The organism is Kitasatospora sp. NPDC048239 (genome assembly GCF_043202015.1).
In the GTDB taxonomy this organism is placed as follows: Bacteria; Actinomycetota; Actinomycetes; order Streptomycetales; family Streptomycetaceae; genus Kitasatospora.
Genome location: NZ_JBICZP010000015.1, coordinates 16710 through 31256, shown reverse-complemented (window position 1 = coordinate 31256; position 14547 = coordinate 16710). Strand labels below are relative to the sequence as shown.

The following is a 14547-nucleotide window of genomic DNA, read 5'->3' as shown; positions in this document are numbered from 1 at the left end:
ACGCACCTGCCGGGGCCGACGGGGCCGACCGGGTCGGCCGGGCGCAGACCCACACCCGGCCGGCACCCGGCCCACACCCGACCAGTACCTGGCAGCTCCGTCAGCCCTGGTCGCCGAAGTCCAGCCGGTCGGCCAACCCGGCGGCGGTGAACGCCGCCACCAGCTCGTCACGGCCCTCGGTGAAGTGCGCCCAGCTGTCGTAGTGGACGGGAACCACCCGGCGGGCGCCGAGGATGGCGGCGGCCTCGGCGGCCTGGGTGCTGTCGAGCACGATCAGCGCGCCGTCGAAGAGGATGGGGAACCGAGGCGCCCCGGCGAAGAGGAGGGCGGTGTCCACCGGGCCGAAGCGCTCGGCGATCTGCCGGACCAGGTCGAGCGAGGCGTTGTCACCACTGACGTAGACCGTCGGCAGGCCGTCCCCGGTCAGGACGAAGCCGACGACCTGGCCGGTCAGCGGCTCGACCGCTTCGCGCGCACCGGGGCCGTGCAGGGCGGGCACGCCCGTCACGGTGACGGTGCCGCCCCCGGGGCGGTCCAGCTTGATCGCCTCCCAGTCGGCCAGCCCCCTGGCCCCGCCCCCCAGGCGCTGCGCCCCGGTGGGGGTGGTGAGGGTGAGGGGCACGTCGGCGAGGAGTGCCCGGCCGGACCGGTCGAGGTTGTCGGGGTGCTCGTCGTGCGAGAGCAGGACCGCGTCGACGCGGCCGAGGTCCGCGGGGCTGCCCGAGGGCGGCGCGGTCTTGGCCAGGATCGGGCGGGCCGGCACCCGGTATTCACCGGGGGCGTCGAAGGTGGGGTCGGTCAGGAACCGCAGGCCGCCGTACTCGAAGAGGGCCGTCGGACCGCCGAAGACGCGGACGGGAATCTGCTCACCGGGCGTGCTGGAGTCGGCCGTGGAAAGAGCCATGAAAGAAACACCTCACGGATAGAGATCGGTTCATCCGTGAGAGACGGTAGCCGCTTCTCACGGCTGGGGGCAACCCTTAACATGAGAACTAAGATGAGAGCCATGAAGGAGACCGAGCCCGCCGAGCCCGCCGTGCCACCCGCCCCCGGCGCGGAGCAGCACCCTGCGCTCGACTTCGCCAACAGCGCCATGGCCCTGCCCGGCGGCCAGTTCACCGACCTCCTGGGCACCCCCGCCGCCGCCAACCGGTGGCTGATCGAGCACGACCTCGCCCCGGCCGAGGTGGACCTGCAGGAGATGTGCACCGCACAGCTGCGGTCGCTGCGCGAGGAGGTCAGATCGCTGCTTGCCTCCCGGGTCGGCGGCCTCCCGGCCCTGCCCGGGGCGCTCGCGGCCGTCAACGACGCGCTCACCCGCGCCCCCGCGGCCTCCCTGCTGCACTGGGACCACACCCACGGCCCGTTCCGCGTCGCGTCCCACCCCAACACCCAGATCGTCGAGCACGCCCTCGCGGTCCTCGCCTCCGACGCCGCCGACCTGCTCACCGGTCCGGACGCCGAACGCCTCACCGCCTGCGGATCCGCGCCCTGCAACCGGTACCTGCTGCGCCACGGCCGCCGCCACTGGTGCTCGGTCCGCTGCGGCGACCGCGCCCGGGCCGCGCGCGCCTACGCCCGGCGCACCCGGGCCGAGTCCCCCGCCGCCCCCTGATCCAGGACACCCCTGCCACGGAAGGCCCTGCCGACATGGTCACCCCGACGCTGTCCCCGCTCACGTTCGCACCGCACGAGATCGCCGAGATCGTCGACCTCTACGCGAGCAACCCGGGCTACTGCCTGGACTCGGGCGAGTACGATCCCGAGCTCGTCCAGGCCGACCAGGTCGAGGCGGACCTCCGCGAGGAGGTCGGTACCGAGTCCTGCGAGGTCCTGCTCGCCCGCGACGCCCGGGGCGCCCTGCTGGGGCTCCTCTCCCTGCTCCACCGGCACCCGCGCGACGGCCGGCCCTGGATCGGGCTGCTGCTGGTGCACGGCAGGCTGCACCGCAAGGGCGTCGGCCGGCGGCTGGTCGACCTGGTCGAGGAACGCCTGCGCGCCGAGGGCAGGGACGGCATCCGCCTGGCCGTCCTGGAGAACCGGCCGTCCTCGCTGGCCTTCTGGAGCTCCCTAGGCTGGCAGGAGATCGACCGCCGTCCCGACGTCCAACGCGGCCGCCCCTGCATCGTGATGCACAAGGAACTCGCCTGAGCCCGGCTGCCGCGGGCCGCCCCTGACCTCGGCTACGCCCGAGGACAGCCACCCCCGCCCGAAGTCAGCCGCCCCTGACCTCGGCTACGCCCGGGTGCGCCGCGCCTGCCGCCACAGCAGGGGCAGGCCGACCGCCGCGGCGACCGCGACGAGGCCGGCCAGGCCGACCGCGCGGCCGGTGCCGACGGCCTGCACCTCCTGGTAGGCCGCGGTGATCGCGTCGGCGGTGGTCTGGTCGACCGAGGCGAGGATCTGGTCGGCGAGTTTGGAGTCGGTGACGGCATTGCCCAGTTGCTCGGCGTCGGCCTCGGAGAGCCCGGCCGCGCGTGCCCGACTGACCGCCTGGTTGGTCTCCACGGCCTGCTGGACGGCCACCGTCACGGCGACCCCGAAGGCGCCGCCCAGCATGCTGGTGACCTTGAACATCCCCGAGGCCGCCCCGGCCAGTTCCTCCGGCGGCCCGGCCACCGCGGTGTCGGAGAGCGGGATCGACATCAGGCCGAGGCCCGCTCCGAGGATCAACAGCCCGACGGCCAGTACCGCGTAGTGGTACGACGTGCCGAGCACCGCCGCCACCAGGGTGCCGGCGCCCAGCAGATAGAGGCCGAGGACCACCGGCAGCCGGGCTCCGCGCCGGGCCGCCACCCGCCCGCCGATCGGGTTGAGCAGCAGGATGGTCGCCGTCGAGGGCAGCAGCAACAGCCCTGCGGCCACCGGGCCGTAGCCCCGGACCTCCTGCAGGTACAGCGTCAGCAGGAAGCTGACCCCGGCGAAGACGATGTTCATCACGGAGTTGGCCACCAGCGCCCCGCTGAACGGGCGGGAGGAGAACAGCCTGAGGTCGAGCAGGGGGTCCGCGACGCGCCGCTCCACCAGGACGAACAGCCCCGCCAGGACGACGGAGCCAACCAGCAGCCCGATGATCACCGGGTCGGTGAAGCCGTCCTCCTGTCCGGCCGTGCATCCGTAGAGCAGGCAGAACGCGGCGGCGGCACTGATCACCAGGCCCGCCAGGTCGATGTGCCGGGTGGCGTTCGGGTCGGTGGACTCCACGGCGGCCCGGCGGACCAGCCAGAGGCCCACCAGCGCCACCGGAGCGTTGATCCAGAAGATCGACCGCCAGCCGAGCAGCCCGGTCAGCAGTCCGCCGACCGCAGGCCCGGCGGCCTGGCCCACCCAGGCCACCGCCATCCAGGCGCCGAACGCGCGCGGTTGCTCCTCGACGGGGAACATCGGCGGGATCAGTGCGAGCGTGGCCGGCAGGATCAGCGCCGCGCCGACGCCCATCAGCGCCCGCCCCGCGATCATGCCCTCCACCCCCGGTGTGAACGCCGCCGGAATCGAGACCAGGCCCATCACCACCAGGCCGATCTCCAGCATCCGACGGCGGCCGAACACGTCGCCCAGCCTCCCGGCCGCCAGTACCAGCGCACCCGTGGAGAGGCTGAAGGCGTTGTTGGCCCACTGCAGCGCCGGCAGCGACACCGACAACTCGTCCGCGATCGTCGGAACGGCGACGCCGAAGTCCGCGAACGACAACCAGACCATGCCGGCGGCGACACACATGCCGGCCATCGCCGTCCATCTGTCCGGCGAGTAGCCGCCGTTCGGCGCCCCAGGCGATCGGGCCATCTGTCGGCTCCCTCATCCCGCGCCCGGCGCCGCTGCCGGACGGACCAGCCCACTATCCGGGCTCGCCCCCGCCACCTCCCGCACCCACGCCGGACGCCCCCTGGATCCGTCCCGTACGCAGCAGCGCACCCGGGCGCGACGCGGGTCGCCCTCCCGTCCCGGTCCGAGGCGGGTTTCCGGCAGGCGGGGCGGGCATCCGGCAGACAGGGGTCCGACAGGCAGGTGCCGACAGGCAGGTACCGGCGGGCCGGTGTCCGGGCAGGCGGGGGGGGGGGGGGGGCCCCCCCCCCCCCCCCCCCCCCCCCCCCCCCCCGGGGGGGGCCCCCCCCCCGGCCCCCCCCCCCCCCCCCCCGGGGGGGGGGGGGGTGGGGGGGGGTGGGCCCCCCGGCCGCCGGGGGGCCGCCCGGCGGGGCCCCCCGGGCGGGCCCGGGGGGGCGGGGGGCGGGGCGGGGGGGGGGGGCGGGGCCCCCCCGCCCCCCCCCGCGGCCGCGTCACTCCGGGGTGACGTACGCCCCGGAGATGCCGCCGTCCACCAGGAAGGTGTTGGCGGTCATGAACGAGGAGTCGTCGCTGGCCAGGAAGGCGACGGCGGCCGCGATCTCCTGCGGCTCGGCGAACCGGCCCAGCGGGATGTGCACCAGTCGGCGGGCGGCCCGCTCCGGGTCCTTGGCGAACAGCTCCTGCAGCAGCGGGGTGTTCACCGGCCCCGGGCAGAGCGCGTTGACCCGGATGCCCTCCCGGGCGAACTGCACGCCCAGCTCCCGGGACATCGCCAGCACCCCGCCCTTGGAGGCGCTGTAGGAGATCTGCGACGTCGCCGCACCCATCACCGCGACGAAGGAGGCGGTGTTGATGATCGAGCCCTTGCCCTGCCGCCGCATGTGCTCGATGGCGTACTTGCAGCACAGGTAGACGCTGGTCAGGTTGACGTCCTGGACCCGCCGCCAGGCGTCGAGCCCGGTGGTCAGGATGGAGTCGTCGTCGGGCGGCGAGATGCCGGCGTTGTTGAAGGCGATGTCCAGCCGGCCGTAGTGGTCGACGGTCTGCTGGTACACGGCCCGCACGGCCGCCTCGTCGGTGACGTCGGCCTGCAGGAACAGGCCGCCGACCTCGTCCGCCGCCTTGCCGCCGGTCGTCTCGTCCAGGTCCACGCACACCACCTTGGCGCCCTCGGCGGCGAAGCGCCGGGCCGTGGCCAGGCCGATCCCGCTGCCCGCGCCGGTGATGACGGCCACCCGGCCGTCGAGTCGCTCGGTCATGCTCATCATTCCTCCGTGGAGATGAAGACGTTCTTGGTCTGGGTGAAGGCGTCGAGGGCGTCCGGGCCGAGTTCGCGGCCCAGTCCGGACTGCTTGAACCCGCCGAACGGGGTCGAATAGCGCACCGAGGAGTGCGAGTTGACGGAGAGGTTGCCCGCCTCCACGGCGCGGGAGACCCGCAGGGCCCGGCCGAGGTCCGTGGTCCAGATCGATCCGGACAGGCCGTACTCGGTGGAGTTGGCGATCCGTACCGCGTCCTGCTCGCCGCGGAACGGGACCACCGCGACCACCGGGCCGAAGATCTCCTCGGTGAAGGCCCGGTCGTCGTGCCGGACGGGCGCCAGCACCGTCGGCGGGTACCAGAAGCCCGGACCGTCGGGGGCCGAGCCGCGGAACGCCACCGCCGAGTCGTCGGGGACGTAGGACGCCACCCTGGCCCGGTGGGCCGCCGAGATCAGCGGTCCCATCTCGGTCTTCGCGTCGGCCGGGTCGCCGACCCGCACCCCCTGCACGGCGGTCTCCAGCAGCGCCATGAACTCCTCGTACACGGAGTCCTCGACCAGGATCCGCGAGCGGGCGCAGCAGTCCTGCCCGGCGTTGTCGAAGACCGCGTACGGGGCGGTGGCGGCGGCCCGGGCCAGGTCGGCGTCGGCGAAGACGATGTTGGCGCTCTTGCCGCCGAGTTCGAGGGTGACCGGCTTGACCTGGGCCGCGCAGCCCGCCATCACGGACCGGCCGACGGCGCCGGATCCGGTGAACACCACCTTGCGGACGGCGGGGTGGGTGACGAAGCGCTGTCCGACCACCGGGCCGCGCCCGGGCAGGATCTGCAGGACGCCCGGCGGCAGGCCCGCGCGCAGGGCGAGTTCGCCCAGGCGCAGTGCGGTGAGCGGGGTGAGCTCGGCCGGTTTGACGATGACGGTGTTGCCGGCCGCGAGGGCCGGCGCCAGGGCCCAGGCGGCGATCGGCATCGGGAAGTTCCACGGCACGATGACGCCGACCACGCCCAGGGGCTCCTGGAAAGTGAGGTCCACGCCGCCGGCCACCGGGATCTGCCGGCCGAGGTGCCGCTCGGGGGCGGCCGCGTAGTACTCGATCACGTCCCGGGCGTTGCCGGCCTCCCAGCGGGCGTTGCCCACCGTGTGCCCGGCGTTGGCCACCTCCAGGGCGGCCAGGTGCTCCCGGTCGGCGTCGACGGCGGCGGCGAACGCCCGCAGCAGCCTGGCCCGGTCGGCGGGGGCGACCTTGCGCCAGGTCTCGAAGGCGGTCGCGGCCCGCGCGATGGCCGCGTCGGTCTCGGCGAGCGTGGCCAGTTCGACGGTGGTGATCACCTCCTCGGTGGCCGGGTTGATCACCGGGTGGAGGTCGGGTTCGGTCATCTGGCTGCCTCCTTGCAGCTGGCCGCGGTGAACGCCTCGAACAGCCGAGAGTCCTCCGGGTCGGTCTCGGGGTGCCACTGGACGGCCACCGTGAAGGCCCGGCCGGGCAGTTCGAGCGCCTCGACGTTCTCGTCGGCGCTCCAGGCGGTGGCCCGCAGGCCGGTGCCGAGGCGGCCGACCGCCTGGTGGTGGTAGCAGGAGACCTGCGCCACCGGGCCGAGGATCTCGCCGAGCCGGCTGTCGGGCCGGATCACCACCCCTCGTCTGACGTAGGTGGCGGGCGGGTCCTGGTGGCTCTGGTCGGGCAGGTGCTGGCGCAGGTCGCCGCCGAGGGCGACGTTGAGCAGTTGCAGTCCGCGGCAGATGCCGAGGACCGGCAGGTCGCGGTCGAGTGCGGCCGCCAGCAGGTCCGACTCCCAGCGGTCCCGGTGCGGTTGGGGCGATCCGGTGCGCGGGTGGGGTTCGGCTCCGTAGCGGGCGGGGTCGATGTCGGCACCGCCCGCGAGGAGCAGCCCGTCGAGGGCGCCGATCAGCCGTACGACGCCGCCGTCCTGGGGCGGGAGCAGGACGGGGGTGCCCCCGGCCCGGCAGACGGCGTCGAGGTAGCTGCCGGGGAGGACGGCGGCGGGCTGTCGCCAGACGCTCCAGGCGGCCTCCTCCAGGTAGGTGGTGATGCCGATCAGCGGGCGCACGGTCACAGCCGCTCGAATCCGCGGCGCCGCTCCCAGTCGGTCACCGACCTCTCGTAGGCGGCCAGTTCGGTCCGGCCGGCGTGGGCGTAGTGCTGGACGACGTCCGCGCCGAAGGCCTCGGCGGCGACCTTGCTGCGCTCGAACGCCTCGACCGCGTCGCGCAGCGTGGCCGGTACCCGGGGTGCGTCGGAGGCGTAGGCGTTGCCGGTGGACTCGGCCTCCAGCGGCAGCCGGTGCTCGATCCCGTGCAGGCCGGCCGCGATCAGCGCGGCGACCGCGAGGTACGGGTTGACGTCGCCGCCGGGCACCCGGTTCTCGAACCGCAGCGAGGCGCCGTGGCCGACCACCCGCAGGGCGCAGGTGCGGTTGTCGCGGCCCCAGGCGACGGCGGTCGGGGCGAAGCTGCCCGGCGCGTACCTCTTGTAGGAGTTGACGGTCGGTGCGAGCAGCAGCGAGAAGTCGGCCAGGCAGGCGAGTTGGCCGGCCAGGAAGTGCTCCATGACCGGGGAGAAGCCGTGCGGCCCGTCGCCGGGCATCACCGGGTGGCCCTGGTCGTCGCGAAGGCTGAGGTGGATGTGACAGGAGTTGCCCTCGCGCTCGTTGTACTTGGCCATGAAGGTGAGGCTGACCCCCTCCTGCGCGGCGATCTCCTTGGCGCCGGTCTTGTAGACGGCGTGGTCGTCGCAGGTGGTGAGCGCCTTCCCGTACTTGAAGGCGATCTCGTGCTGGCCCGGGTTGCACTCCCCCTTGGCGGACTCCACGGTGAGCCCGGCGCCCGCCATGCTGTTGCGCAGCCGGCGCAGCAGGGGTTCGATCCGCGAGGTGCCGAGGATGGAGTAGTCGACGTTGTACTGGTTGACCGGGGTGAGCCCGTGGTACGCCTTGTCCCAGGCCTGCTCATAGCTGTCCCGGAAGACGATGAACTCCAGTTCGGTGCCGACGAACGCGTGCCAGCCGTGGGCGGCCAGCCGGTCGAGCTGGCGGCGCAGGATCTGCCGCGGCGAGACGCCGACCGGCGTGCCGTCGTGGTGGTGGACGTCGCACTGGACCATGACGGTGGCGGGGTGCCAGGGCACGGCCCGCAGGGTGTCCAGGTCGGGGGTGAGGACGAAGTCCCCGTATCCGCTGTCCCAGGAGGAGATCCGGTAGCCGTCCACGGTGTTCATGTCGATGTCGACGGCGAGCAGGTAGCCGCAGCCCTCGGCCGCGTTGGGGACGACGTCGCTGAGGAAGAACTCGGCGGCGATCCGCTTGCCCTGGAGCCGGCCCTGCATGTCGGTCATGGCCAGGACGACGGTGTCGACGGTGCCGTCGGCGACCTGCCGCTCCAGGCGTTCGAGGGTGAGCCGGGGGGCGGTCATCGGGTCTCCATTTCGTCGGCGGTGGCGGCGTCGCGCTCCGGCGGTTCCTGGCCGCCGGCTGCGGGGACGCCGTGGATCCGGGGGCCGGTGAACCAGTGCCGGGCGGAGAACAGCCACCACAGGCCGGCGAAGCCGAGCACCACGGCGACGGCCACGGGGGTGTAGTTGAAGCTCACGGCGGTGACGGGGCTGACGGTGGGCAGCATGAACAGCACGGTGATCACGGCGGTCCAGCCGACGGCGACGGCTCCGACGGGCCGGCTCCAGCGGCCGAGGTGCCAGGGGCCGCGCGCGAACTCCTCGCCCTGGCGCAGCCGCAGGAAGACCGGGATCACGTAGGAGAGGTAGAGGCCGATCACCGAGATGGAGGTGACGGCGGTGTAGGCGGTGGTGTTCCACAGGGCCGGCAGCCCGAGCAGCAGGGCGCCGCCGGCGGCCAGCCAGACGGCGCTGGTGGGGGTCTGGGTGCGGGGGTTGATCCGGTGCCAGATCCGGGAGCCCGGCAGTGCGCCGTCCCGGGAGAAGGCGTAGATCATGCGGGAGTTGGCGGTGACCGAGGCCATGCCGCAGAAGAACTGGGCGCCGATCACGATCAGCAGCAGCAGTTTGGCCCCGGTCGGGCCGATCGCGTCGATGAAGATCTGCGCGGGCGGTACGCCGGTGGAGCTGGTGAGCGCCCCGTCGTAGTCCTGGATGGCGAAGGTGATGCCGAGCAGCAGGATCCAGCCGGCCACCAGCGAGACGACGATGGCGTTGACGATGCCGCGCGGACCGGAGCGGGCCGCGTCGTGGGTCTCCTCGGTCATGTGGGCGGAGGCGTCGTATCCGGTGAGGGTGTACTGGGCCAGGAGCAGGCCGAGCATGCCGACGTAGAAGCCGTTCCCGAAGCCTGTGTTGTTGACGAATTCGGTGAACACGAAGGAGGCGGAGGCGTGGTGGTCGGGCAGCAGGGCCAGCGCGCCCACGATCACCGCGACGCCGACCAGGTGCCACCAGACGCTCACGCTGTTGAACAGGGCGACCAGCCTGACGCCCCGGGTGTTGAGCAGCCCGTGCGCCAGCAGGATCACCGCGAAGACCGCCACGGTGTGGCCGGGGGTGGCGGAGAAGCCGAACTGGAGGTCGAGGAAGGCGTTGGTGAAGAAGGCCGCGCCGTAGTCGACGCCGGCGGTGACGGCCACCTGGCCCAGGAAGTTGAACCAGCCGGTGAACCAGGAGGCGGCGGCCCCCTTGCTGCGGGCCAGTCGGGCTGCCCAGTAGTAGAGGCCGCCCGCGGTCGGGTAGCTGGAGCAGATCTCCGCCATCGCGAGGCCGACGCAGAGGGTCATCAGGCCGACCAGCGGCCAGCCCCAGGTGATCATCGCCGGGCCGCCGGTGTTCATGCCCATCCCGTAGAGGGTGAGGCAGCCGGAGAGGACGGAGACGATGGAGAAGGACACCGCGAAGTTCGAGAAGCCCGACATCGACCGGGCCAACTCCTGGGTGTAGCCGAGTTCGCGCAGCCGCCGCTCGTCCTCGGACGCGGCGGGAGCCTTGGTGGCGGGGATCTCGGCGACGGGGATCTTGGCGGACACGGTCGTGGAATCGGGAGGAAACACTGCTCTGGCAGTCTGCTCGGCCGGGCTGGAGCCGGCCTGCTCTTCGGACGTCATACGCACCCCTGGGGAATGAGGCGGGACCGGCACGTGCGCCCACGTCGTCGTGGTGCACCCTCCTTGCGGGCCAATGGCCTGAAAGCAGACCATTGAACCCGTGGGCAGCATCGTTCACCCGCGGCCGCCCCGCCGTCAAGAGCACTCCCCCGACCGGCCCCCGGGCATCCCCGGGTACGATCACCCCGTGGAGGCACAGGTGGACCGGCAGCTCGACAGCGTCTTCCGACCCGTACGCACCGGCAACGCCTTCGAGGAGACCGTCGAGCGGATCCTGCAGGCCATCAAGCTGGGCGTGGTCGGCCACGGCGACCGGCTCCCCGCCGAACGCGACCTCGCCACCCGGTTGAACATCAGCCGGGAGACCCTGCGCGAGGCCCTCCGCTCGCTCCAGCAGGCCGGCTGGGTCGAGGCCCGCCGCGGCCGCTACGGCGGCACCTTCGTCACCTACCGGCTGCCCGCACCGGACGTCGGAGAGCTGCGCCGCGCCGCGGAGGACCTCGGCGCGGAGCTGGAGGACGCGCTGACCCTGCGCCTGGTGCTGGAGACGGGCGCCGCCGAACTGGCCGCCCGGCGCGAACTGACCGCGGACCAGCGCGCCTACCTGCTGCAGCGGCTGGCCGACGCGGACGGCGCCAGCGCCGAGGAGTACCGGCAGTGCGACTCCCGCTTCCACCTGGCGATCGGCGAACTCACCGGCTCGCCCTCGCTCGCCGCCGGCATCACCGAGGCCCGGATCCGGCTCAACGACCTGCTCAACGCCATCCCCATGCTCGGCCGCAACATCGACCACGCCTCCGAGCAGCACGGGGCGATGACCAGGGCGATCCTGGCCGGTGACGCCGCGGCCGCCCGCCGGGCCACCGAGGAGCACCTGGAGGCGACCGCCGCACTCCTGCGCGCGTTCCTGGGCTGAACGGCCCCCGGGTCCGCGAACGCGGTGGGGGCCCAGGGCTCCTGGCCGCCCGCAGGCCTGCCCGGGCGTCAGGGGAGCGAGCGGCCCGGGCTACGGGACGAGGACGATCTTGCCCGCGACCGTTCCGGACTCCGCGAGGCGCATGGCCTCGGCGGCGCGCTCCAGCGGGAGTTCGACGGCTATGTGGGCGCTGATCCCGCCCTCGCGCAGGGCCGTGAACACCTGGGCGAGGTCGCCGCGCAGGCGGGAGCGGAAGCGGTCCCGGGAGAGGGCGCGGCCGGCCCAGACGTTGAAGAAGTACGCGTGGCGGCCGTTGGGCAGTCCGTTCCACAGCCAGACCCGGCCGAGCAGCTTGAGCACCGGCCACTGCTTGGAGCCCTGGTCGTCGCGGGTCGCCGCGCTGCCGTAGGAGACGAGGGTCCCGCCGCGGGCGAGCAGACCCCAGGAGTCGATGATGCTGCGGCCGCCGACGTGGTCGAAGACGGCGTCCACACCGTTCGGGGCGAGCTCCCGCACCCGGGCGGGGACGTCGTCGCCGCGGTAGTCCACGGGGGTCACACCGAGGGCGCGCAGCGCGTCGTGGTGGCGGGCCGAGGCCGTGCCGATGACGCGGGCGCCGGCGGCGAGCGCCAGCTGGACCAGGACCGACCCGACGCCGCCGTTGGCGCCGTGGACCAGGACGGTCTGCCCGGATCGCACCCGGGCCTTGCGGTGCAGCATCTGCCAGGCCGTCAGGCCGTTGACCACCGCCGTCTCCGCCTCCGCCGCGCCGACACCCTCCGGCACCTCGACCAGGTCCGCGGCGTCCAGCGCGACATGGCTGGCCCAGCCGCCGGTCTTGGTGAGGGCGGCGACGCGCCGGCCGACCAGCTCGGGGCCGACACCGGGGCCGACCGTCAGCACCGTCCCGACCAGGTCGTAGCCGGGGACGAAGGGAAAGGGCGGCTGGTCGTAGTAGCGGCCGCGGCGCATCTGCTGCTCGGCGAAGGAGACACCGGTGGCCTCCACGCCGACCAGGACCTGTCCGGCGGCGGGCACCGGCAGCGGCAGTCCCGTGCGGACCTGCAGCCCCTCCGGCTCGACCTTGCCCGGCAGAACGACCTCGGTGTACTCGGTGGCGACCATGACGACCCCTTCAGTGTTTGATGTACTCGCTTCCGTTAGAAGCTGTAACTAGAATGAACATCACTAAGCCCTCTGTCAAGCGAGCAGATCCATCGATCGTGAGCAGCCCTGCCGAGAGTGATAGCGTCTAACTCTGCGCTCGCCCCAACGGCGGAGGCCGACGGATCCGAGAACGGGCACCAGAGCCGGAAGAGGTGGCAGACATGGCCGACAGGGCGCCGACCCCACGGGAGCGGTACCGGCAGCAGGTCCGCGCGGAGGTCAAGGAGCGGGCCTGGGAGCAGATCGCCGGCGTGGGCGCCTCCGCACTCTCACTGAACGCGATCGCCAAGCAGATGGGCCTGAGCGGGCCCGCGCTCTACCGGTACTTCGCCAACCGCGACGAGCTGATCACCGAACTCGTCCGGGACGCCTACCGCAGCCTCGCCGACACCCTGCTGGCCACCGGCTCCGCACAGGGCACCCACCCGGCGGACCTCGGGGAACTCGCGCACGCCCTGCGCCGCTGGGCGCTGGCCGACCCGCACCGCTACTTCCTCGTCTACGGGACCCCGGTGCCGGGCTACCACGCCCCCGAGGACACCGCCGCGACCGCCTCGGAGATCATGTCGACGCTGCTCGACGCCTGCGTCGCCGCCGACCCCGGCCCGGAGCCGACCGGTCCCGCCGCCGACCTCGACGCCCACCTGGCGGACCACCGCCCCTGGGCCGCCGGGCACCCGGGCGCCCACCCGGCCGACCTGCGCCGCGCACTGGCCTTCTGGAGCCGCCTGCACGGCGTGCTCTCACTCGAACTGGCAGGCCACTTCACGGGTATGGACCTCGACCCGGAGCAGCTCTTCGCCTCCGAGGTGGCCTCCCTCACCGCCTGAGTACCACCGCCTGAGCACCACCGCCGCAGGCATCCTGCCGGCCGTAGCCGGGGGCCTCAGAGGCGCTCCTCCATGCGGATCGCCTTGCGGAGTTCCTCGTGGGCGCCGCCCTGGTGGCTCTGGTGCTCTTCGAGGAGGGCTGCCGCGATCGCGTCGAGCTTGCGCTGGACGGCGTGCTCGGCGCGGCGCTCGGCGTTCTTGAGGAGTGCCAGCAGGAGCAGCGTGATCGCGGTCATGGCGTCGCCGACGAGGATCTGCCACTCCGCTGACAGGCCGACCGCGTGGACCGCGATGAAGGCGGCCACCAGCAGGACGCAGAACAACGAGAAGGCCGGCGAGCTGGTGAGGTTGGACGCGGCCTCGGCGAGCCGCTCGAACCGGCCGCGCGCGCCGTCGGTGCGGTCGGCGGGGTGTGACAGGGTCATGACTCGTCCCTACCCTCTGCCGTGTGCGGACGCGTCCGGTTTCACCCGCCGCCCGGCTCCCCCACCGCCCGGCACGGCCGTCAGTGCCCGAGCGCGTCGGCGAGTTGGCTCTTGTTCATCTTCGAGCGGCCCCTGATGTTGCGCTGCCTGGCCTCGTTGTACAGCTGGTCGAAGGTCGGCCCGCGGGAGCCGGAGTGGGAGTGCAGGCCGCCGCGGCGGCCGGAGGACATGTCGTGGGTGGAGGAGCGGCTGGCGGTCCTGGACTCGCCGTGCCTGGCCCGCTCCTTGTTCACCGTCCGGGCCGCGATCTCCTTGGCGCGTTCGGGGCTCTCACCGCGGTCCTCCGCGCTCTCCTTGATGTGCTCGTACTGCCGCTCGCGTTTGGGACTCGATCCACGGGGCATCAGGAACCTCCTTCGTCGGTGCGCTCGTCGGCGGGCGCCCACGGACCGGGCCGCCCGGGCGCCGTCCTCGCAGGCGGCGGCGCCCCGGCACCCGGCGGTGGTCAGCCGTGCCGCATGTCGTCCGGGTCCTCGGGCATCGGCGGCGCACCCTCCCCGGTCATCCGGGCCTGGGGCCGCTCACGGAGGGACGCGTCACCGGTGCCCGCCGAGGTGCCGTCCGGGGCCAGCCGGCCGCGCCAGCCGCCGCTCTCCCGGCCCTGCTCCTCGATGAAGCCCTTGAACCGCTTCAGGTCGCCCTTGACCTGCCGGTCCAGGACGCCGAACATCGCACCGGCCTTCTCGGCCATGCCGTGCGGCTCGAAATCCATGGCCAGGCTCACCCGGGTGTGGGCGTCGTCGAGGCGCTGGAAGGTCACGACTCCCAGCTGCTGGACGTCGCCGCCCACCGTGCGCCAGGAGATCCGCTCGTCGGGCAGCTGGTCGACGATCTCGGTGTCGAACTCGCGTCGCGCACCGGCGACCTTCGTCGTCCAGTGGCAGTGCCGGTCGTCCGTCTGGCGGACCTCCTCCACGCCCTGCATGAAGCGCGGGAAGTCCTCGAACTGCGTCCACTGGTTGTAGGCGCTGTGCAGGGGGACGTCCACATCGATGGACTCCTTCACCTTGCTCACAACGGTCT

15 protein-coding genes are annotated in these 14547 nt (G+C 73.1%); 4 read left to right on the top strand and 11 right to left on the bottom strand.

Features of this window, described 5'->3' with window-relative positions; genetic code table 11:
• Window positions 1-100: 100 nt before the first annotated feature.
• The gene (locus ACGFZP_RS31150) at window positions 101-904 is read right to left on the bottom strand and encodes an MBL fold metallo-hydrolase (protein WP_392939405.1); all 804 of its coding nucleotides are present in this window, start codon (window positions 902-904) and stop codon (window positions 101-103) included.
• A 102-nt stretch (window positions 905-1006) separates the two neighbouring features.
• On the opposite strand from ACGFZP_RS31150, the gene ACGFZP_RS31145 reads away from it, so the two are divergent.
• Together ACGFZP_RS31145 and ACGFZP_RS31140 are read left to right on the top strand one after the other, a co-directional pair.
• Entirely contained in the window at window positions 1007-1615 is a 609-nt protein-coding gene (locus ACGFZP_RS31145; protein WP_392939403.1) for a CGNR zinc finger domain-containing protein, read from the top strand.
• Between the two features lie 35 nt (window positions 1616-1650).
• Entirely contained in the window at window positions 1651-2151 is a 501-nt protein-coding gene (locus ACGFZP_RS31140; protein WP_392939402.1) for a GNAT family N-acetyltransferase, read from the top strand.
• 84 nt (window positions 2152-2235) lie between these two features.
• Here the strand turns inward: ACGFZP_RS31140 and ACGFZP_RS31135 are convergent, their stop codons facing one another.
• The 6 genes from ACGFZP_RS31135 to ACGFZP_RS31110 all read right to left on the bottom strand — a co-directional run bounded on the left by ACGFZP_RS31135 (window position 2236) and on the right by ACGFZP_RS31110 (window position 10048).
• Window positions 2236-3783 carry an MFS transporter gene (locus ACGFZP_RS31135; protein ID WP_392939400.1) on the bottom strand — a complete coding sequence of 516 codons (1548 nt, stop codon included), beginning with the start codon at window positions 3781-3783 and terminating at the stop codon, window positions 2236-2238.
• 491 nt (window positions 3784-4274) lie between these two features.
• Entirely contained in the window at window positions 4275-5042 is a 768-nt protein-coding gene (locus ACGFZP_RS31130; protein ID WP_392939398.1) for a 3-oxoacyl-ACP reductase, read from the bottom strand.
• Between the two features lie 5 nt (window positions 5043-5047).
• Window positions 5048-6421 carry an aldehyde dehydrogenase family protein gene (locus ACGFZP_RS31125; protein ID WP_392939397.1) on the bottom strand — a complete coding sequence of 458 codons (1374 nt, stop codon included), beginning with the start codon at window positions 6419-6421 and terminating at the stop codon, window positions 5048-5050.
• Window positions 6418-7119, bottom strand: a complete 702-nt coding sequence (locus tag ACGFZP_RS31120) for a gamma-glutamyl-gamma-aminobutyrate hydrolase family protein (protein ID WP_392939395.1) — start codon at window positions 7117-7119, stop codon at window positions 6418-6420. Before ACGFZP_RS31120 ends, ACGFZP_RS31125 begins: the two co-directional genes overlap by 4 nt.
• Window positions 7116-8474: a glutamine synthetase family protein gene (locus ACGFZP_RS31115; protein ID WP_392939393.1), complete on the bottom strand. Its 1359-nt coding sequence runs from the start codon at window positions 8472-8474 to the stop codon at window positions 7116-7118. Before ACGFZP_RS31115 ends, ACGFZP_RS31120 begins: the two co-directional genes overlap by 4 nt.
• Complete coding sequence (locus ACGFZP_RS31110) at window positions 8471-10048, bottom strand: amino acid permease (RefSeq protein WP_392939391.1); 1578 nt, start codon at window positions 10046-10048, stop codon at window positions 8471-8473. Before ACGFZP_RS31110 ends, ACGFZP_RS31115 begins: the two co-directional genes overlap by 4 nt.
• A 265-nt stretch (window positions 10049-10313) precedes the next feature.
• Here ACGFZP_RS31110 and ACGFZP_RS31105 point away from each other — a divergent pair, with 265 nt between their 5' ends.
• Window positions 10314-11042, top strand: a complete 729-nt coding sequence (locus ACGFZP_RS31105) for a FadR/GntR family transcriptional regulator (RefSeq protein ID WP_392939390.1) — start codon at window positions 10314-10316, stop codon at window positions 11040-11042.
• 90 nt (window positions 11043-11132) lie between these two features.
• Here ACGFZP_RS31105 and ACGFZP_RS31100 read toward each other — a convergent pair whose 3' ends face one another.
• A complete protein-coding gene (locus tag ACGFZP_RS31100; RefSeq protein ID WP_392939388.1) occupies window positions 11133-12167 on the bottom strand; it encodes a medium chain dehydrogenase/reductase family protein in 1035 nt (344 codons plus the stop codon).
• A gap of 203 nt (window positions 12168-12370) precedes the next feature.
• Here ACGFZP_RS31100 and ACGFZP_RS31095 point away from each other — a divergent pair, with 203 nt between their 5' ends.
• On the top strand, window positions 12371-13039 hold the full coding sequence (locus ACGFZP_RS31095; RefSeq protein ID WP_392939386.1) for a TetR/AcrR family transcriptional regulator: 669 nt from the start codon (window positions 12371-12373) through the stop codon (window positions 13037-13039).
• A gap of 56 nt (window positions 13040-13095) precedes the next feature.
• On the opposite strand, the gene ACGFZP_RS31090 is transcribed toward ACGFZP_RS31095, so the two are convergent.
• The 3 genes from ACGFZP_RS31090 to ACGFZP_RS31080 form a co-directional block, all read right to left on the bottom strand.
• A complete protein-coding gene (locus ACGFZP_RS31090; protein WP_392939385.1) occupies window positions 13096-13464 on the bottom strand; it encodes a low affinity iron permease family protein in 369 nt (122 codons plus the stop codon).
• Window positions 13465-13544: 80 nt separating this feature from the next.
• Complete coding sequence (locus tag ACGFZP_RS31085) at window positions 13545-13868, bottom strand: plasmid stabilization protein (protein ID WP_392939384.1); 324 nt, start codon at window positions 13866-13868, stop codon at window positions 13545-13547.
• A gap of 101 nt (window positions 13869-13969) precedes the next feature.
• A complete protein-coding gene (locus ACGFZP_RS31080) occupies window positions 13970-14539 on the bottom strand; it encodes an SRPBCC family protein (RefSeq protein WP_392939382.1) in 570 nt (189 codons plus the stop codon).
• Between the last annotated feature and the right edge of the window lie 8 nt (window positions 14540-14547).